A 17,804-nucleotide genomic window follows, 5' to 3' on the forward strand; every position below is an offset into this window, starting at 1 on the left:
GCCCCGCGCGCCCGCGCGTGTGGCCATTTCCCAGCGCGCCCCCCGCCTTTGGTGGCAGTCTGCTGAGACGTAGATACGCAGAGCTACGCCAGCAACAGCCAAGCAGCCGGAGGTGCAGTTTCCGTGGCGTCCAATGTCAATCCCACCGTCAGGCGACGCCGATTGGGCCAGGAGTTGCGCCGGCTTCGCGAACTCAAGGGCATGACGGCGGAAGAGGTGGCCGAGCGCCTGCTGGTCTCGCAGTCGAAGATCAGCCGCCTGGAGAACGGCCGCCGCTCCATCAGCCAGCGCGACGTCCGGGACCTGTGCGGGGTGTACGAGGTCGAGGACCACCGCATCGTCGACTCGCTGATGCAGATGGCCAAGGACTCCCGCCAGCAGGGCTGGTGGCACGCCTTCGGCGACATCCCGTACAGCGTCTACATCGGCCTGGAGACGGACGCGGCGTCGCTTCGGGTGTACGAGTCGCTCATCGTTCCCGGTCTTCTCCAGACCCGGGAGTACGCGCAGGCGGTGATCGAGGGCATGTGGCCCGAGGCCACGCCGAGCGAGATGGACAAGCGCATCCAGATCCGGCTGAAGCGCCAGGACCGGCTCTCGGACCCGGTCAACCCCCTCCGGTTCTGGGCGGTCATCGACGAAGCGCTCCTGCGCCGTGTGGTCGGCAACCCGCACGTCATGGCCGATCAGCTTCGACACCTCGCCCAGTTGAGCGAGAAGCCGCACGTCACCCTCCAGGTTCTGCCGTACGAAGTGGGTGCCCACCCCGGGATGTACGGGAAGTTCGCCATCTTGGAGTTCCATGAGGCGATGGACGCCAGCGTCGTCTACCTGGAGGGGGTCACCAGTGACCTGTATCTGGAGAAGGCCAACGACGTCCAAAGCTACGCCGTGATGTACGAGCACCTGCGCGCGAAGGCCCTGAGTGCGGAGCAATCAAGAGAGTTCATTCTCAGCGTGGCCGCCGAGCTGCAGGCGGAGTAACGGAATCCGAGGAGCGGGCAGAGTACACCCCCATAACCAGCGAGCACAGACATCAATGGAATATGCCATCCGGATGGGTGAACGCGCCGCGTCAGCAGTGATGTTGCAGCGTAGCGTCCACAGCAGAGCCGCTGCCGAAGCGGCTGGATCTCGCTACACCCCACCCCACTGGCACAACCATCGGAGTCACGATGCTGTTTCGGCACGAAGCGCTCACGGAATGGACCAAGTCCTCGTACTCGGCCGTCAACGGAGACTGCGTAGAGGTAAAGGCGCAGGGACACCACCTGGTCGCCGTTCGGGACTCGAAGGACATCACGCGCTCAGGTCTCGGCTTCACCGCGGCGACCTGGTCGGCGTTCATCCTCGATGTCAGCGAGCGCGACCGTCCCGGCGCCTGACACAGGCCGCCTACCCGCACCCTGAGAAGCCCTCTCGACTGGATCGCCGTCCTGGCCGAGGGGGCTCGGCCGTGCCCGGGCGGCCGCCCCGGCCACAGTGACCCCGGCCCGGTCACCGCGACAGGTCATCGCAACCGGTCGACGTACCGGTCGGTCCCCGGCACCGTCGGGATGAACGGCGCCACCAGTTCCACCCTCCCCAGCCCCGACGCGTCGACCTCCGCCCCCAAGTCCGTGAAGTGGTCCTGCCAGCAGGTGTGCGGATCCTGTTCCATGAACCAGAGGAGGGTCAGCCGGGTGTCGACGCCCTCGACCTGTTTCACATAGGTCATCCGGTCGCCCGGCAGCGGTGTGGGGCGGAAGACGGTGACCATCGCCGCCGGGGAGCCGGCCAGACGCCGCGGCAGATGGCGGGTGCGCAGCCATTCGAGGAGTTCGGCCCGTCGTTCGGCGTTCTCGGCGTCGATGACCTCGAGGATCAGGCCCGCGTAGGGGTGGTCCAGGGCGTGGTGGTCGCGAGGGCCGGCGGCGCCGTCGCGGTAGACGGTCACCGCGTGGTCCTGGAAGGCGGTGAAGACGTGCGTACGGTCCTGGTAGACCCGGGCGTCGCGGTTCAGGCGCTTGTTGATGGCGACGGTCCACTTCATGTGGTCGTCGTAGCGGCCGTCGGTGATCCAGTACGTGGAGAGGTAGCAGCCGGCGGTCACCGGCTGGGCGACGGCCGACTTCTCGGGAAGGCGGAGTTCCTGGAGTGAGCGCGGCGCGACCCAGCGCCGCCCCGCGTAGATCCAGGGCATGGCCATGGCGCCCGCGTAGTAGTGGTCGTCCTCGTACCAGCGGTTGTACGCGTACTCATGACCCGGGTGGGGTTCGACCATGGTGATCAGGGAGTGGCCCGGGCGCACTCCGTACGGGCCCACCGACGCCAGCTCCGCGTACACCTCGCTGCGGGTCTCCTCGCTCATACCGAACCCCTTCCCAAGTCGTCTGGAGCCACCTAGCCTGACGGGCCGTCAGGTAATTCGCCAGAGTCGGGAGGCGACCGGATGGTGCTCCAGGGGAAGACGGTCATCGTGTCGGGCGTCGGGGCCGGGCTCGGTCACCAGATCGCGGCGACGGTCGTACGGGACGGGGGCAACGCGGTCCTCGGCGCGCGGACGACGGCGAATCTGGTGAAGTCGGCCGCCGAGATCGACCCGGAGGGGCGGCGCACCACCCATCTCGCCACCGACATCACCGACGCGGCGCAGTGCGAGGCCCTCGCCGCGCTGGCGGTCGAGCGGTTCGGGGGGATCGACGCGGTCGTCCATGTCGCCGCGTGGGACAGCTACTTCGGCGGCATCGAGGACGCCGACTTCACCACCTGGCAGGGGGTTCTCGACGTCAATCTGCTCGGGACGCTGCGGATGACGCGGGCCTGCCTGCCTGCACTCAAGGAGCGCGGCGGCTCGGTCGTCATCATCGGTACGCAGTCCTCGGTGGCCGCGCCCTCGCAGGTGCGGCAGGCGGCGTACGCGGCCTCGAAGGGTGCGCTGACCTCCGCGATGTACTCGATGGCGCGGGAGTTCGGCCCGCACCGGATCCGGGTCAACACGGTGCTTCCGGGCTGGATGTGGGGCCCGCCGGTCCAGGCGTACGTGCGGTTCACCGCGGACACCGAGGGCGTTCCGGAGGCGGAGGTGCTGGAGCGGCTCACGGAGCGGATGGCGCTGCCCGAGCTGGCGACCGACGGCGACGTGGCGGAGGCCGCGGTCTTCCTCGCCTCGGACCGGGCGCGGGCGATCACGGGGCAGTCCCTCCTCGTCAACGCCGGTGAGCTGATGCGCTAGGGAGCCGTACCTGACCCTCGGGCCGCACGGGCGGACATCGCCGTGCGGCCCTTTTCCACCCATTTGAGTTCAAGAATATGAACACAGGTCAACAACTGGAACGATTTTACTCGCTCTTGACCCCTCCACGCGTTGTCGAGGCCGTTCAAATGCCCACACCATGAACGGCGTTCACAAGACAGACCCCTGGAGGGGGCAGGCATGAACAGTCTCGACTGGGCCGTGCTCATCGGCTACTTCGGTGTGATGGTCGCGATCGGCGTCTGGTCCCACAAGCGCGTGGACGACGTCTCCGACTTCTTCACCGCAGGCGGCAAGATGCCGTGGTGGCTCTCGGGCATCTCCCACCACATGTCCGGGTACAGCGCGGTGATGTTCACCGGGTACGCGGGCATCGCGTACACCTACGGGGTCACCTCCTACGTCACCTGGTCCTTCCCGATCGCCGTGGGCATCGCCGTCGGCGCGCATCTCTTCGCCCCACGGCTCAACCGGCTGCGCTCCCGGCTCCATGTGGCCTCCCCGCTCGAGTACCTCAAAAACCGCTACAACCTGCCCACCCAGCAGGCCCTCGCCTGGTCCGGCGTCCTGCTGAAGATCGTGGACGTCGGCGCCAAGTGGGCCGCCATCGCCACCCTGCTCTCCGTCTTCACCGGCATCTCGCTCAACCAGGGCATCCTGATCACCGGGATCATCACCGGCATCTACTGCACCGTCGGAGGCCTCTGGGCCGACGCGCTCACCGAACTGGGCCAGTTCGTCATCCAGTTCTTCGCCGGCATCGCGATGCTCGTCGCCGTCCTGTCCAGGCTCGGCGGCTTCAGCGCCCTGTGGACCGTCTGGGACCGGCCGGAACTCCAGGGGCACACCGCGCCCACAGCCGGCCCGTACACCCTGACCTTCCTGCTCGCGTATCTCTTCATCAAGACCTTCGAGTACAGCGGCGGCATGTGGAACCAGGCCCAGCGCTACATGGCGACGCCCAGCGCCCGGGAGGCCACCCGCTCCGGGCGGCTCTCCGCGCTGCTCTGGCTCGTGTGGCCGCTGGTCCTCTTCTTCCCGATGTGGGTCGCCCCGCTGCTCATCGAGCCGCACAAGGCGGACGCGTCCGACGCGTACGCCCTGATGACCGAACAGCTGCTGCCACACGGCCTGCTCGGGCTGGTCGTCGTCGGCTTCTTCTCGCACACCATGGCCATGTGCTCCTCGGACGCCAACGCCATCGCCGCCGTCTTCACCCGGGACATCGCGCCGGTGCTCTCCAGGGCGGCGAGGAGCTGGACCCACCGGGCCGGGCTGCCGGCCGCGCGGTGGTCGACGATCGCGTTCCTGGGTCTGTCGATGGCCGTCGCCACCCAGGTCAACTCCCCCACCTTCAAGGACATCATCACCGTCGTCATCAAGTGGGTCGCCGGACTGATGGGGCCGATCGCGATCCCGTTCATGCTCGGGCTGCTGCGTACGTTCCGCAAGTCCGGTCCGACGGCGGCGCTGACGTCGTGGGCGGCGGGGCTCTTCGTCTTCTGGCTCACCAACTACGGCCTGGACGGCATCGAGCTGCAGATCCAGATCGTCTCGCCCCTCGCCACCTCGCTGGTGCTCTACGTCCTGATCGGTCTGGTCAAGCCGGAGGACACCCCCGAGCGGGACGCGGTCCTGGACGTGCTCCACTCCGACGGCGGGGGCGCGGCGGCGACCGTGCCCGGTCCGGCGGAGCCGGGCGACAGCAAGGTACGGGAAGGCGCCGGCGGCTGACGTACGGGAAGCGCGCTACGCGCGCGGGTAGCGCGCCAGCCAGCCCGGGGCCGAGACCGCCGGGCCGTGCAGCGCGGGCCCCTGGGTCATCTCCATGGCGAAGTCGTCGGCGAGTTCGAGGACGGTCGAGCGCCCCTCCAGATCGGCCAGCCACGCGGGGGGCAGCGCGGTCTCCCCGTGCAGGGCGCCGAGCAGTGCTCCCGTGAGGGCACCGGTCGTCGAGGACGGTCCGTCGTGGTTGACCGCGAGGCGCAGACCGTGGCGTACGTCCTCGCCGACGAGCGCGCAGTAGACGGCGACGGCCAGGGCATGTTCGGCGTGGCCGTCGCCGCCGGCGAGGGCGGCGATCCTGGCGGGTCCCGGAATGCCCTGGCGTACGGCTCCGAGGGCGTGCTGGAGGGCCTCGGTGACGGGCTGGTGGCCGGGGCGCGGGGCCAGCTGGCCGAGGGCGCGCTGGACGGAGCCGTCGACCGTCTCGCCCCGGGCGAGCCCGTGCACGACGACCGCGAAGGCCCCGGCGGAGAGGTACGCGGCGGGGTGGCCGTGGGTCTGCGCGGCGCACTCGACGGCGAGCTGGCAGACCAACTGCGGCTCCCACCCCACGAGCAGTCCGAACGGCGCCGAGCGCACCAGCGCGCCGGCGTCGCGGGCGGTCGGGTTCTTGGGCGCGTCGAGGGTCCCGAGGACCTCGTCCCCGAGCCCGGTCAGACAGGCCCGGGCGGGGTCGCGCCGGGCGTAGAGCCACTCTTCCCGGGCGAGCCAGCCGTTGTCCTTGCGCCGCTCGTCGGGCCCCCAGTCGCGCTGGGTGGCGGCCCACCGCAGATGGGCGCGGTGCACATCGGTGGGCGGATGCCAGGCGCCGGTGTCCCGGCGGACCTGGGCGCGTATCAGCCCGTCGACGGTGAACAGCGTCAGCTGCGTGGCGGCGGTCACGGCCCCGCGCCGCCCGTAGGCGAGCGCGGGGTCGGCCACGCCCTGGGGCCCGTGGGCGGCTCTGATCTCCTCCAGGGAGAGCGTGTCGACAGCGGCCCCGAGGGCGTCACCGAGAGCCCCGCCGAGGAGACAGCCGCGCACCCGTGCGCGGAAGTCCTGCTGCTCGACACGGCCCCAGACGGCTGTGGATGCTGTGGTCACCGCATGCCTCCCTCCGCGCGACGCGGGTCTGCCGCAGCACTGTAATCGACCGCGAAGGGTCGGTTGAGGATGCCTTTTCGGTCGGCAGGGGTATGGGACGGGACGCCCTCCAGATCGCCGTACGACCGCTTTTGACCGATCTGGCACCGGTGCCGCGGGCCGGTCGTGTCGTCACAGGCCCGCCGGCAGATGCGGCCCGCCTCAGTCCGGCAGCAGCGGCAGCAACTCCGGCAGGTGCCCGTCCGACGCCCGCGCCACCGCCACCCGCTCCTCGGGAACCTCGCCGTACAGCGTCGTACGCGGCCGGGAGGGCCGGCCCGCCGCCTCGGCGATGCCGATCAGGTCCTTGACCGAGCGGTACGAGCCGTAACCGCTGCCCGCCATCCGGGAGATGGTCTCCTCCATCAGGGTGCCGCCGAGGTCGTCGGCGCCCGAGCGGAGCATCTCCGCCGCGCCCTCCGCGCCCAGCTTCACCCAGCTGGTCTGGATGTGGGGGATGTGGGGGTGGAGGAGCAGCCGGGCCATGGCGGTGACGGCGCGGTTGTCGCGCGTGGTCGGGCCCGGGCGGGAGATGCCCGCCAGGTAGACCGGGGCATTGGTGTGGATGAAGGGCAGGGTCACGAACTCGGTGAACCCGCCGGTCTCCTGCTGGATGGCGGCCAGCGTGCGGAAGTGGCCGAGCCAGTGGCGCGGCTGGTCCACATGCCCGTACATCATCGTCGAGGAGGACCGGATGCCCAGGTCGTGCGCGGTCTTGATGACCTCGATCCAGGTGGCGGCCGGCAGCTTGCCCTTGGTGAGGACCCAGCGGACCTCGTCGTCCAGGATCTCGGCGGCCGTGCCGGGGATGGAGTCGAGGCCGGCCTCCTTGGCGGCCGTCAGCCACTCGCGGATGGACAGGCCGGTGCGGGTCGCGCCGTTGACGACCTCCATCGGGGAGAAGGCGTGGACGTGCATCCCGGGGACGCGTTCCTTCACGGCCCGGGCGATGTCGAAGTACGCCGTGCCCGGCAGGTCGGGGTGGATGCCGCCCTGCATGCACACCTCGACCGCGCCGACGTCCCACGCCTGCTGGGCCCGGTCGGCGACCTGGTCCAGGGAGAGGGTGTAGGCGTCGGCGTCCGTGCGGCGCTGGGCGAAGGCGCAGAAACGGCAGCCGGTGTAGCAGACGTTGGTGAAGTTGATGTTGCGCGTGACGATGTAGGTGACGTCGTCACCGACGGCGGACCGGCGCACGTCGTCCGCGATCCGTGTCAGCGCGTCCAGCGCCGGGCCGTCGGCGTGCAGCAGGGCGAGGGCCTCGTCGTCGGTCAGCCGTGTCGGGTCGTCCGCGGCGGTGGCGAGGGCGGCCCGCACGTCCGTGTCGATGCGCGAGGGCACCATTCCGGGTGCGGCCTGCTCGCGCAGCGCCTCCCAGTCGCCGTACACCTCGTCGAAGTCGTCGCGCCGGTCGTGCGTACGGCCGGTGGTGTCGATGGTGCGGTGCAGGTCCGTGCGCCCGGAGGCGGCGACGTACCCCTCGTCCGGCTCCTGCCAGGGCAGCCCCCGGACGGGGGCGTCGGGGCGGGCGAGGCCGGTGTCCGGGTCGGCGAGGGCGCGCACGTGCGGCAGCAGCCGGGGGTCGAGCCAGGGCTCGCCGCGCCGGACGAATTCCGGGTAGACGCAGAGCCGTTCCTGGAGACGGAAGCCCGCGGCCGCCGACCGTTCGGCCAGGAGCTCGATCCGCGGCCAGGGCCGCTCGGGGTTCACATGGTCGATGGTGAGCGGCGAGACGCCGCCCCAGTCGTCGATACCGGCGCCGATGAGGCGTCCGTACTCCGCGTCTACGAGGTTCGGCGGGGCCTGGAGACAGGCCGAGGGGCCCATGATGTGCCGGGCCACGGCGACCGTGGCGACCAGGTCGTCGAGGTCCGCGTCGGGCATCCCGCGCATCGCCGTGTCCGGCTTGGCGCGGAAGTTCTGGATGATCAGCTCCTGGATGGAGTGGTACGAGCGGGCGACGCGCCGCAGCGCGAAAAGGGAGTCGGCCCGCTCCTCGTACGTCTCCCCGATCCCGATGAGCAGCCCACTGGTGAACGGGACGGAGGACCGCCCGGCGTCCTCCAGGACCCGCAGCCGCACGGCGGGGTCCTTGTCCGGCGATCCGTAGTGCGGGCCGCCGGGCTCGGACCAGAGCCGGGTGGCGGTCGTCTCCAGCATCATCCCCATCGACGGGGCGACCGGCTTGAGCCGCTGGAAGTCGGTCCACGACAGCACACCGGGGTTGAGATGGGGCAGCAGCCCGGTCTCCTCCAGGATGCGGATCGACATGGCCCGCACATAGGCGAGCGTGTCGTCGTAGCCGTGCGCGTCCAGCCACTCGCGCGCCTCCGGCCAGCGGTCCTCCGGCTTGTCCCCGAGGGTGATCAGGGCTTCCTTGCAGCCCAGTTCGGCGCCCTTGCGGGCGATGTCGAGGACCTCGTCCGGCGACATGAACATCCCGTGCCCCGCGCGGCGCAGCTTGCCGGGGACGGTCACGAAGGTGCAGTAGTGACACGTGTCCCGGCACAGCCTTGTGAGCGGAATGAAGACACTCTTCGAGTACGTGATGACACCGGGGCGGCCCGCCGCCGCCAGGCCCGCGTCCCGCACCCGCGCCGCCGAGGCCGTCAGGTCCTCCAGGTCCGCGCCGCGCGCCTGGAGCAGTACCGCCGCCTCGGTGACATCGAGGGCGACACCGTCACGCGCGCGCTTGAGCGCGCGGCGCATCGCGTTCGCGGTCGGTCCGGTCTGGCCGGTTGCGGGAGTCGTCATCCTGCGAGCATACGATCGCGCGCCGACAGTCGATCCGCGGAGTCGGAGTCTGCCTCCGCACATGCGTGGGCCGCCCTCCGCACACGCCGGCGCCCGGGGCAAGATTCCGGCCAATCACCACAATGCCCCCTTGGTGACCGTCTGTTGCTGCGCCGATACTGACCGCGCTCAGGTCCGCACCACTCGACGATGAGGATGGGAACTGACGTGACTTCAGAGCGAATCCGGCCGGTGAGCCTCTACCCGGAGCTGGACGAGGCGGCGCTGAGGCAGATCGTCGCGGCGCTGGAGACGGGGGACACCGGCGCCCTGGCGCCCGCGCGGGCCGAAGAGGTGGCCGAGGTTCTGCTGTTGGCGCCGCCCCGGCGGGAGCGGATCGCCGGCGAGGGCGGTGTCGAGCTGGACGCGATGCTGTGGACGCACATGGACGGCCGGCCCCGTCCGGCGATCGTGATGCCGTCGCCGTGGAGCGGCCTCGGCTGGCTCGTGTACGCGGTGCAGGCCACCCGGTTCGCGCTGAAGGGCTACCACGTCCTCGCCTACACCGCCCGGGGGTTCGGCGCGTCGGGCGGCGAGGTCGAGGTCGGCGGCCCGCTCGACGTCGCGGACGGCTCCCGCGCGCTGGACCATCTCGTCCAGCGGGCGCCCGGCCAGATCACGAAGGTCGGCTTCCTCGGCGACTCGTACGGCTCCGGCATCAGTCAGCTCGTCGCCGCCCACGACCCGCGCGTGGACGCTGTCGTGGCGCTGAGCTCCTGGGGTGATCTGGGCGAGGCGTTCTACGAGAACACCACCCGCCATGTCGCCTCGGTCCAGGCGTTGGTGAAGGCCGCCGAGCGGGCGAGGCTGAGTGAGCGCACGCGGCAGACCTTCGACGACGTCCTCGCCAACCGGAACGTCTCGGACACTCTGAAGTGGGCGGAGGTCCGCTCCCCGTTCGCCTACTGCGAGGCGCTCAACAACCGCCAGGTCCCGGTGTTCTTCGCGCACGCCTGGCACGAGACGCTGTTCCCGTCCAACCAGACCCTGCGGATGTACCACGCGCTCACCGGCCCCAAGCGGATCGATCTGTCCATCGGCGACCACTCCTCCCCCGAGATGTCCGGCGTCTTCGGCCTGCCGAACCGGATCTGGGAGGACGCCCACCGCTGGTTCGACCACCACCTCCTGGGCGCCGACAACGGCGTCGACACCGAGGGCGAGGTCGTCAGCGAGATCATGTGGAACCAGGCCCTGGAGTCCCGGCCCACCTGGGACACCGTCACCGGCCGCACCGAGCGGCTCTATCTGGCCGGGGCGGGCGAGCCCGGCGGCGACGGCACCCTGACCGACAAGCCGGCCGCCGACTGGCACCTCACCTTCCAGACGGGCGCCGACACCCCGGCCACCGTCGCCGGGGCCATCATCAGGACCGGGTACGCGGAGATGGCGGGCCGGCCCCTGATCTACCCCACGGACGACATCAGCCGCGCCGACGCGGGCATCTGGGTCAGCACGCCGATGGCCGTCGTCACGAAGCTGCGCGGGATCCCCAGGCTGCGACTGACGTACACGCCGAGCGCGGGCCGCTCGACGCTCGTCGCGCACCTCTTCGACGTCGACCCACAGGGCGACGCGCACATCGTCACCCACGCCCCGTACACCGCGCTCGACGGCCTCCCCGGGCGCCCGGTCACCGCCGACTTCGAGCTGCAGGCCACCGGCTACGACCTGCGGGCCGGGCACCGCCTGATGCTCGTCCTGGACACCAAGGACCCGTTCTACGGCGACGCGAACGAGCCGGGCGCCACGATCTCGGTGTTCGGGTCCGAGGACGACCCGTCCCATCTGGATCTGCCCATGGGCTGACACCCACGCGCCGGCAGGGGCGTTCCGGCGCGGGCGGGGCGGTGGTCCGGCGCGGGCGGGACGGTGGTCCGGCGCGGGCGGGACGGTGGTCCGGCGCGGGCGGGGCAGGGGTTCTAGAGGTACTGGGCGTAGTCGTCGAGGACCCGCAGGATCTCCGCCTCCCCGGCCGGCGGAAGCTGGAGCACGACCTCCTCCAGGCCCAGCTCCGCGTAGTGGGCGAGCTTCCCGGGGCTCGGCCGGACCGCGTACGGCACCACTTGGAGCGCCCCCGGGTCGCGCCCGGCCTTCTCCCACTCCGCCCGCAGCACGGGGACGGTCTCGCTCAGCCCGCGTCCGCCGATCGGCATCCAGCCGTCCCCGAACTCCGCGACCATCGCGAAGAGCTTCGGCCCGGCGGCTCCGCCGATCAGGGTGCGCGGGGCGCCTCCGGCCGGCTTCGGGTAGGCGTGCGAAGCCCGGACGGAGCCGAACTTGCCGTCGTACGCGGTCGGTTCGGGCGCCCACAGCGCCCGCATCAACCCCATGCGGTCCCGGCCGAGCTCGCGCCGGGTCGACCAGGTGACGCCGTGGTCGGCGGCCTCCTCCTGGTTCCAGCCGAAGCCGACGCCGAGGGTGAACCGCCCGCCCGAGACGTGGTCGAGAGTGGCGATCTGCTTCGCCAGGGCGATCGGATCGTGCTGGGTGACGAGCGTGATCCCGGTGCCCAGCGTGAGGCGTTCGGTGACGGCGGCGGCCTGGCCGAGGGCGACGAAGGGGTCGAGGGTCCGACCGTACTCGCGCGGCAGCTCACCGCCCGCCGGGTTGGGCGTGGTGCGCTCCAGGGGGATGTGCGTGTGCTCGGGAAGGTAGAGACCGGCGAATCCGCGCGACTCCAGTTCGCGGGCGAGCCGCACGGGCGTGATCGTTTCGTCGGTGAGGAAGATCGTCGTGGCGATGCGCATCCGGGCCCCTCCGTCGTATGGCTGTCGGCGGGCCCAAGGTATGCGGTACGGCTTCCGATGTCCCCCTTCCGTTGCCACGTCATTGGCCGGGCGAGCCGGGCGGGCTCGCGGCCGTGGACGCCCGGGGCCGCGCGGTCGGCATGGGGCAGCGGCCGCTCTGACCTGCGGTTCTTCGTCGCGCCAAAAAGAATTCCGCTGATCGGTCACATCCACCTCTCCCGAAGAGTCAATGAGTCGGAAGCAGCGAAGAGCGCGACGAGACTCCAGGAGAAGCAACCATGCAGGCACGTATGAGCAACCCCGTGACCGTCCTCCCCGAGGCCATGCCCCCCATCCTGAACCTGCTGAAGGCGGCGAAGAAGGGCGGCGTCCCCGAGGAGACGCTGGAGCTGGTCCACCTGCGGGCGAGCCAGATCAACGGGTGCGCGCCCTGCGTCGACGGAGGCGTGAAGTCCGCCAAGAAGGCGGGCATGAGCGACGAGCGGCTGCACGCGGTCGCCGCCTGGCGGGACGCTCCGTACTTCACGGACGCCGAGCGCGCCGCCCTGGCTCTCGCCGAGGCATCCACCCGGCTCGCCGACAGCGCGGACGCCGTACCGGACGCGATCTGGGACGAGGCTGCGAAGCACTACGACGAGAAGGGGCTCGCCTCGCTCGTCCTGATGATCGGCGTGACGAACCTCTTCAACCGTCTCAACGCCACCACCAGGCAGGTCGCCGGCGCCACGTGGTAGCCGCCGGGGTTCTCGCCGGGCCCCACGGAGAAGTGACCCGCGCCGGATCCCGGCGCGGGTCACTTCATGAGGACTCAGGGCGTGGTGCGGAAGGTCAGTCGGCGACGACCAGCGAGGGGGTCTCCTTGGTGAGGATCTCGCCCCGGAAGAACGCCGGGCTGCGGCGCTGCATCACGAGCATGATCACCACGCCGAGCAGCAGCAGTCCGACACCGATCACGAAGACCGAGCCGACACCGAAGACGGCGGAGCCGCTGCCGTAGGCCGGGTCCCACATGTCGTAGAGGGTCTTGCCGAAGACGGCGGTGAGCATGAGACCGCCGAGCGCCGGCAGGACGCCCTTGAAGAACGCGTCCCGGGCGGAGTTCGTCAGCTCGCGGCGGAAGTACCAGACGCAGGCGAAGGCGGTCAGCGCGTAGTAGAAGCAGATCATCAGGCCGAGGGCGTAGATCGTGTCGACCAGGACGTTCTCGCTGAGCAGGGTCATCGCGGTGTAGAAGACGCCGGTGGCGACACCCGCGATGACGGTGGCCTTGCCCGGGGTCTTGAACCGCGGGTGGACCTTGGTGAAGGAGTGCGGCAGGGCCTCGTACGTCGCCATGGACAGGACCGTGCGGGCGACCGGGATGAAGGTGGTCTGCAGGCTGGCGGCGGCGGAGGCGAGGACCGCGATGAAGAGGGTGATGCCGAGGACGCTGCCCATGACCGGGCCGGCGAGGGCGGCGAAGACGTTGTCGGACGTGTCGGGGTTGGCGAGGCCCAGGCCGGTGTCGCCGGAGCCGACGACCATCTGGGCGGCGATGCCGGTGGCCAGGTACGAGCCGACCAGGACGACCATGGTGATCAGAGCGGCGCGGCCGGGGGTCTTGGCGCTGCCGGTGGTCTCCTCGTTGGTCGCCATGCAGGCGTCCCAGCCCCAGTAGATGAAGATCGCGAGGGAGAGGCCGGCGGTGAAGGCCGAGAAGGACTCGACGGCGAACGGGTTCATCCAGGACCAGGAGAAGTCGACCCCGGTGGAGAACTCCGGCGTGCCCGCCTTCATGAAGGCCAGGACCACGAAGACGGCCAGGACGGCGAGCTGGAGGCCGACCAGGGCGTACTGGACGCCCTTGGTGGCCGTCATGCCGCGGTAGCTGATGGCGGTCGCGATGGCGATCAGGGTGAGGCAGGTGAGGATGTGGACGGCCTTGTTGTCGTCCAGGGCCGCGATCGACGGGTTACTGGTGATCTCGCCGGCCAGCAGCCAGAAGTAGGAGGTCGCGACGCCCGCCAGGTTGGACAGGACGATGATCGTCGCGATGACGAGGCCCCATCCGCACATCCAGCCGAGGCGGGGGCCGAAGGCCTTCACCGTCCAGGTGAAGGAGGTGCCGCAGTCCGGCATCACCTTGTTGAGCTCGCGGTACGCGAAGGCGACCAGGAGCATCGGCAGGAAGCCGGCCAGGAAGACGGCGGGCATCTGCAGTCCGACCTCGCCGGCGGTGGCGCCGAGGGTCGAGGTCAGACAGTAGACGGGGGCGACGGTCGAGACGCCGATGACGGCACTGCCGACCAGCCCGACGGAGTTTCCGCCGAGGCCCTTCTTGCGGACGCCGTGGGTGTCACCGGGGGCGTCGACGCCCCTTACCTTGTCTCCGGCCTGGGGCCGCATGTCCACCTGAGTCATGAACAGGACGTTAAATGCTGCGGTTTCCTTATCCGGAGCCCTTGACTCCGGGATCTTTGCCTTGCATTACGAGGACAGATCGCCCATCGATCAGTGATTGAAAGATCGACCATCGGCATCACTGCTCGATTGAGAGGCGAAACCAGGGACCGTTCGATATGCGGGAATCGCAGCTCTGTCTGTTTTGCCCCGTTTCAAATTTTCCAGTGGCCTTCATCTCCTCACCCAAAGTCACCCACCGTCACCGCTGGGAAAGCACTCAGCCGGGCCACACCACGGCCTGCGTCTCGCTGTACGCGCGCAGGGCGTACGAGCCCACGTCCCGGCCCACTCCGCTCTTCTTGAAGCCGCCGAAGGGGGCCTCCATATTGCGCCCGACGGTGTTCACCCCGACCCCTCCGGCCCTCAGCCGGCCCGCCACCCGGAAGGCACGCGCCACATCGCCCGACCAGACGTAGTCGAGCAATCCGTAGTCGCTGTCGTTGGCCAGCGCGATCCCCTCCTCCTCGTCGTCGAAGGGGACGACCACCACGACCGGTCCGAAGATCTCCTCCCGGACCACCCGCATGTCGTTCGTGCAGTCCGCGAAGAGGGTCGGGGCCACATAGAAGCCACGGTCCATCGCCGGCCGCTCACCGCCCGCCACCAGCCGCGCGCCCTCCTTCTTCCCCAGCTCGACGTACGACTCCACCCGGTCGCGGTGCGCCGCCGAGATCACCGGCCCCACCACCGTGCCCCGCTCCGCCGGGTCGCCGACCTTCAGGTGGGCCACATAGCCGGACAGCTTCTCGACCAGCGCCTCATAGATCCCGCGCTGGGCGATCACGCGCGTCGGGGCCGTACAGATCTGTCCGCTGTAGAAGGAGAACGTCGTCCCGATCCCCATCACCGCCGACACCAGGCCGGCGTCGCCGACGTCGTCGAAGACGACCGCCGCGCCCTTGCCGCCCAGCTCCATCAGCTGCCGCTTCATCCCGCGCCCGCAGACCTCGCCGATGCGCTGCCCCACGGCGGTGGAGCCGGTGAAGCTGACCATGTCGACGTCCGGGGAGTCCACGGCGGCCTCCCCCGCCTCCGCGCGCGAGCCCGACACCACGTTGACGACCCCCGGCGGGGCGCCCGCCTCCTGAAGGGCCCGCGCCATCGCGTACACGGACAGCGGGTCCTGCGGCGCCGGCTTCACGACGACCGTGTTGCCCATGGCCAGGGCCGGGGCGACCTTGCCCGCCGGATTCGCCCAGGGGTTGTTGTACGAGGTGATGCAGGTGACGACGCCCACCGGGCGGCGTACGGCCACGGCTCCGAAGACACCCGCCGCCCCCATCGGGCCCGCCTCGTTGATCTGCGGGGGCAGCGCCTGCTCGACCGGCTCCAGCGCGCCGCGCGCGTACCGCCGGAAGCGGGACACCCCGACCGCCACCTGCATTCCGCGCGCCGTGCCGGTGGTGGCCCCCGTCTCTGCCTGCGCGAGGCGGGCGTACGGCTCAGCCTCCCGCTGGATGATGTCGGCGGCCCGGTCGAGGATCGCCGCCCGCTCCTCGGGCCGGGTCCGGGACCAGGCGCCGAAGGCCTCCCGCGCCGCCGCCGCGGCCGCGTGGACCTGCGCGCGGCTCGCCTCGGGAGCGAGGCCGACGACCTCCTCGGTCGCCGGATTGATCACTTCGTAGTGTCCGCCGTCCGGCTCGGTCCACTCGCCGCCGATGAACAGCCGCTCCGTCGTCCCGCTCACCTGGTCGACACCGTCCTCGTGTCACGGCCCGAGCGCAGGACCTTTCCCGGGACGGCGCCCGTCACCCGGTCCTCCCGGATCGTCTCCACGCCGTTGACCCGTACCGACACGATGCCGATGGCCCGTGAGTCCAGCCGCGGGCTGTCGCCCGGCAGGTCGTGCACGAGGGTCGCCGGACCCGCGTCGATCCGCTCGGGGTCGAAGAGGACGAGGTCCGCGTGGAAGCCCTCGGCGACCCTGCCGCGTTCGCGCAGCCCGAACAGCCGGGCCGGATCGTCGGTGAGCATCCGCACCGCCTGCTCCAGGCCGACGAGCTTGCGGCCGCGCAGACAGTCGCCGAGGAAGCGGGTGGTGTACGGGGCGCCGCACATGCGGTCCAGGTGCGCGCCCGCGTCGGAGCCGCCGAGCATCACGTCCTCGTGTTCCCAGGTCTCCCGGCGCAGGGCCCACGAGGCGGGGTCGTTGTCGGTGGGCATGGGCCACAGCACCGTACGGAGATCGTCGTTGGCGCAGATCTCCACGAGGCAGTGGAAGGGGTCCTGGCCGCGCTCCGCGGCGATGTCCCGGACAACCCGTCCGGTCAGGCCCTCGTTCTGCCGGCTGTAGGTGTCACCGATGACGTACCGGCCGAAGTGGGCGAGACGGCGGAAGACCCCCGCCTCCTTGGAGTCGGCGCGGCGCAGCATCTCCTCCCGTACGGCCGCATCGCGCAGCTTCGCGATCCGCTCGGGAACGGGCAGACCGAGGATCTCGCCCCAGCCGGGGATGAGGTTGAGTGCGCAGAAGGTGCCCAGCGACATGTTCATCGGCGTGAGGATCGGCATGGTGAGCGCGACGATCCGGCCGCCGGACTTGCGGGCCCGCTCGCTCGCGGTGAGCTGGCGTGGGACCCGTTCGGGGACGGAGGCGTCGATGGTGAGGACGTTCCAGTTCAGGGGACGCCCGGCGGCCGCGCTCATCTCGACGAAGAGGTCGATCTCCTCGTCGGCGAACTGGTCGAGGCAGCCGGCGACGATCGCCTCCAGCTGGGTGCCCTCGTGGTCGGCGACGGCCTTCGCCAGGGCGAGCAGCTCCGCGGGCCGGGCGTGCCGGGAGGCGACGGGCCGGCCGTCGCCGTCGGAGTGGGTGGAGGACTGGGTGGTGGAGAGCCCCCAGGCGCCGGCCTCCATGGCGTCGTGGAAGAGCGCCAGCATCCGGTCCATCTGCTCCTCGGTGGGCTGCCCGCCGACCGCCTCCGCGCCCATGACGTGGCGGCGCAGGGCGCAGTGGCCCACCATGAAGCCGGCGTTGACGGCGATACGGCCCTCGAGGGCGTCGAGGTACTCGCCGAAGGTGTGCCAGTTCCAGGGCGCGCCCTCTTCGAGCGCGACCAGCGACATGCCCTCCACCTTGGACATCATGCGGCGCGTGTAGTCCGCGTCCTCGGGGCGGTCGGGGTTCAGCGGGGCGAGGGTGAAGCCGCAGTTGCCGCCCGCGACGGTCGTCACGCCGTGGTTCATGGAGGGCGTGGCGAAGGGGTCCCAGAAGAGCTGGGCGTCGTAGTGCGTGTGCGGGTCGACGAAGCCGGGGGTGAGCACCAGGCCGGTGGCGTCCTCGGTGGTACGGGCGGACTCGGTGACGGTGCCGGGCTCGGCGATGACGGCGATCCGTCCGTCGCGTATGCCCACGTCGGCGGTGTAGGCGGGCGCGCCGGTGCCGTCCACGACGGTGGCGCGCCTGATGAGGTGGTCGAGCATGGCGTCCCCTTCTTCTTACTGGGCGCTCGGTTCGCCTCCGAGGCCCTGAAGCGGGTGCCGACGGTCGATCGTGCTCGGTCCCTCGTTCCTCGGGACCTCCGCGCGTTCTCCCTCTCGGCACCCGCGGGTCTCTTCGGCTCACTCGCGCTACTGGCTCCGGCCGGGGGGGGGGGGGGGGGGGGGGGGGGGGGGAAGGAGGGGGGGGGGGGGGGGGTTTCCCCCTCTCCCTCCGCCTCCGCGCGCACCGTATTCTT

13 protein-coding genes are annotated in these 17,804 nt (G+C 70.7%); 6 read left to right on the forward strand and 7 right to left on the reverse strand.

What is annotated here, in order from left to right:
* The first annotated feature begins 123 nt into the window (after positions 1 to 123).
* A complete protein-coding gene (locus tag ACZ5VC_RS21100; RefSeq protein WP_469121548.1) occupies positions 124 to 984 on the forward strand; it encodes a helix-turn-helix domain-containing protein in 861 nt (286 codons plus the stop codon).
* 191 nt (positions 985 to 1,175) lie between these two features.
* Positions 1,176 to 1,385, forward strand: coding sequence for a DUF397 domain-containing protein (locus ACZ5VC_RS21105; RefSeq protein WP_469121549.1), 210 nt, complete (start codon positions 1,176 to 1,178; stop codon positions 1,383 to 1,385).
* Positions 1,386 to 1,510: 125 nt separating this feature from the next.
* Here ACZ5VC_RS21105 and ACZ5VC_RS21110 read toward each other — a convergent pair whose 3' ends face one another.
* A complete protein-coding gene (locus ACZ5VC_RS21110) occupies positions 1,511 to 2,350 on the reverse strand; it encodes a hypothetical protein (protein WP_469121550.1) in 840 nt (279 codons plus the stop codon).
* 81 nt (positions 2,351 to 2,431) lie between these two features.
* On the opposite strand from ACZ5VC_RS21110, the gene ACZ5VC_RS21115 reads away from it, so the two are divergent.
* Both ACZ5VC_RS21115 and ACZ5VC_RS21120 read left to right on the forward strand, forming a co-directional pair.
* Positions 2,432 to 3,214 (forward strand): SDR family oxidoreductase, encoded by a 783-nt coding sequence (locus ACZ5VC_RS21115; protein WP_469121551.1) that lies wholly within the window; start codon positions 2,432 to 2,434, stop codon positions 3,212 to 3,214.
* A gap of 201 nt (positions 3,215 to 3,415) precedes the next feature.
* Entirely contained in the window at positions 3,416 to 4,969 is a 1,554-nt protein-coding gene (locus tag ACZ5VC_RS21120; RefSeq protein WP_469121552.1) for a sodium:solute symporter family protein, read from the forward strand.
* A gap of 15 nt (positions 4,970 to 4,984) precedes the next feature.
* Here the strand turns inward: ACZ5VC_RS21120 and ACZ5VC_RS21125 are convergent, their stop codons facing one another.
* Together ACZ5VC_RS21125 and ACZ5VC_RS21130 are read right to left on the reverse strand one after the other, a co-directional pair.
* Entirely contained in the window at positions 4,985 to 6,103 is a 1,119-nt protein-coding gene (locus ACZ5VC_RS21125; RefSeq protein ID WP_469121553.1) for an ADP-ribosylglycohydrolase family protein, read from the reverse strand.
* Positions 6,104 to 6,304: 201 nt separating this feature from the next.
* Entirely contained in the window at positions 6,305 to 8,896 is a 2,592-nt protein-coding gene (locus tag ACZ5VC_RS21130) for a bifunctional FO biosynthesis protein CofGH (RefSeq protein WP_469121554.1), read from the reverse strand.
* 207 nt (positions 8,897 to 9,103) lie between these two features.
* Between ACZ5VC_RS21130 and ACZ5VC_RS21135 the strand changes: the two genes are divergently transcribed.
* The gene (locus ACZ5VC_RS21135) at positions 9,104 to 10,744 is read left to right on the forward strand and encodes a CocE/NonD family hydrolase (RefSeq protein ID WP_469121555.1); all 1,641 of its coding nucleotides are present in this window, start codon (positions 9,104 to 9,106) and stop codon (positions 10,742 to 10,744) included.
* 113 nt (positions 10,745 to 10,857) lie between these two features.
* Here ACZ5VC_RS21135 and ACZ5VC_RS21140 read toward each other — a convergent pair whose 3' ends face one another.
* A complete protein-coding gene (locus ACZ5VC_RS21140) occupies positions 10,858 to 11,685 on the reverse strand; it encodes an LLM class F420-dependent oxidoreductase (RefSeq protein ID WP_469121556.1) in 828 nt (275 codons plus the stop codon).
* A gap of 278 nt (positions 11,686 to 11,963) precedes the next feature.
* Here ACZ5VC_RS21140 and ACZ5VC_RS21145 point away from each other — a divergent pair, with 278 nt between their 5' ends.
* Positions 11,964 to 12,419, forward strand: coding sequence for a carboxymuconolactone decarboxylase family protein (locus tag ACZ5VC_RS21145; RefSeq protein WP_469121557.1), 456 nt, complete (start codon positions 11,964 to 11,966; stop codon positions 12,417 to 12,419).
* A gap of 94 nt (positions 12,420 to 12,513) precedes the next feature.
* On the opposite strand, the gene ACZ5VC_RS21150 is transcribed toward ACZ5VC_RS21145, so the two are convergent.
* The 3 genes from ACZ5VC_RS21150 to ACZ5VC_RS21160 all read right to left on the reverse strand — a co-directional run bounded on the left by ACZ5VC_RS21150 (position 12,514) and on the right by ACZ5VC_RS21160 (position 17,550).
* The gene (locus tag ACZ5VC_RS21150) at positions 12,514 to 14,085 is read right to left on the reverse strand and encodes an APC family permease (RefSeq protein ID WP_469121558.1); all 1,572 of its coding nucleotides are present in this window, start codon (positions 14,083 to 14,085) and stop codon (positions 12,514 to 12,516) included.
* A gap of 259 nt (positions 14,086 to 14,344) precedes the next feature.
* Positions 14,345 to 15,814, reverse strand: coding sequence for an aldehyde dehydrogenase family protein (locus tag ACZ5VC_RS21155; protein WP_469121559.1), 1,470 nt, complete (start codon positions 15,812 to 15,814; stop codon positions 14,345 to 14,347).
* On the reverse strand, positions 15,811 to 17,550 hold the full coding sequence (locus tag ACZ5VC_RS21160) for an N-acyl-D-amino-acid deacylase family protein (protein ID WP_469121560.1): 1,740 nt from the start codon (positions 17,548 to 17,550) through the stop codon (positions 15,811 to 15,813). The genes ACZ5VC_RS21155 and ACZ5VC_RS21160 overlap by 4 nt, the downstream gene beginning before the upstream one ends.
* Positions 17,551 to 17,804 lie beyond the last annotated feature (254 nt).

The organism is Streptomyces sp. NPDC033174 (genome assembly GCF_055577795.1).

What these genes read in the sequence shown, in the direction of transcription:
- ACZ5VC_RS21150 (WP_469121558.1), bottom strand. Translation starts at nt 14,085, where the DNA reads ATGACTCAGGTGGACATGCGGCCCCAGGCCGGAGACAAGGTAAGGGGC.
- ACZ5VC_RS21115 (WP_469121551.1), top strand. Translation starts at nt 2,432, where the DNA reads ATGGTGCTCCAGGGGAAGACGGTCATCGTGTCGGGCGTCGGGGCCGGG.
- ACZ5VC_RS21120 (WP_469121552.1), top strand. Translation starts at nt 3,416, where the DNA reads ATGAACAGTCTCGACTGGGCCGTGCTCATCGGCTACTTCGGTGTGATG.
- ACZ5VC_RS21145 (WP_469121557.1), top strand. Translation starts at nt 11,964, where the DNA reads ATGCAGGCACGTATGAGCAACCCCGTGACCGTCCTCCCCGAGGCCATG.
- ACZ5VC_RS21130 (WP_469121554.1), bottom strand. Translation starts at nt 8,896, where the DNA reads ATGACGACTCCCGCAACCGGCCAGACCGGACCGACCGCGAACGCGATG.
- ACZ5VC_RS21140 (WP_469121556.1), bottom strand. Translation starts at nt 11,685, where the DNA reads ATGCGCATCGCCACGACGATCTTCCTCACCGACGAAACGATCACGCCC.
- ACZ5VC_RS21105 (WP_469121549.1), top strand. Translation starts at nt 1,176, where the DNA reads ATGCTGTTTCGGCACGAAGCGCTCACGGAATGGACCAAGTCCTCGTAC.
- ACZ5VC_RS21110 (WP_469121550.1), bottom strand. Translation starts at nt 2,350, where the DNA reads ATGAGCGAGGAGACCCGCAGCGAGGTGTACGCGGAGCTGGCGTCGGTG.
- ACZ5VC_RS21160 (WP_469121560.1), bottom strand. Translation starts at nt 17,550, where the DNA reads ATGCTCGACCACCTCATCAGGCGCGCCACCGTCGTGGACGGCACCGGC.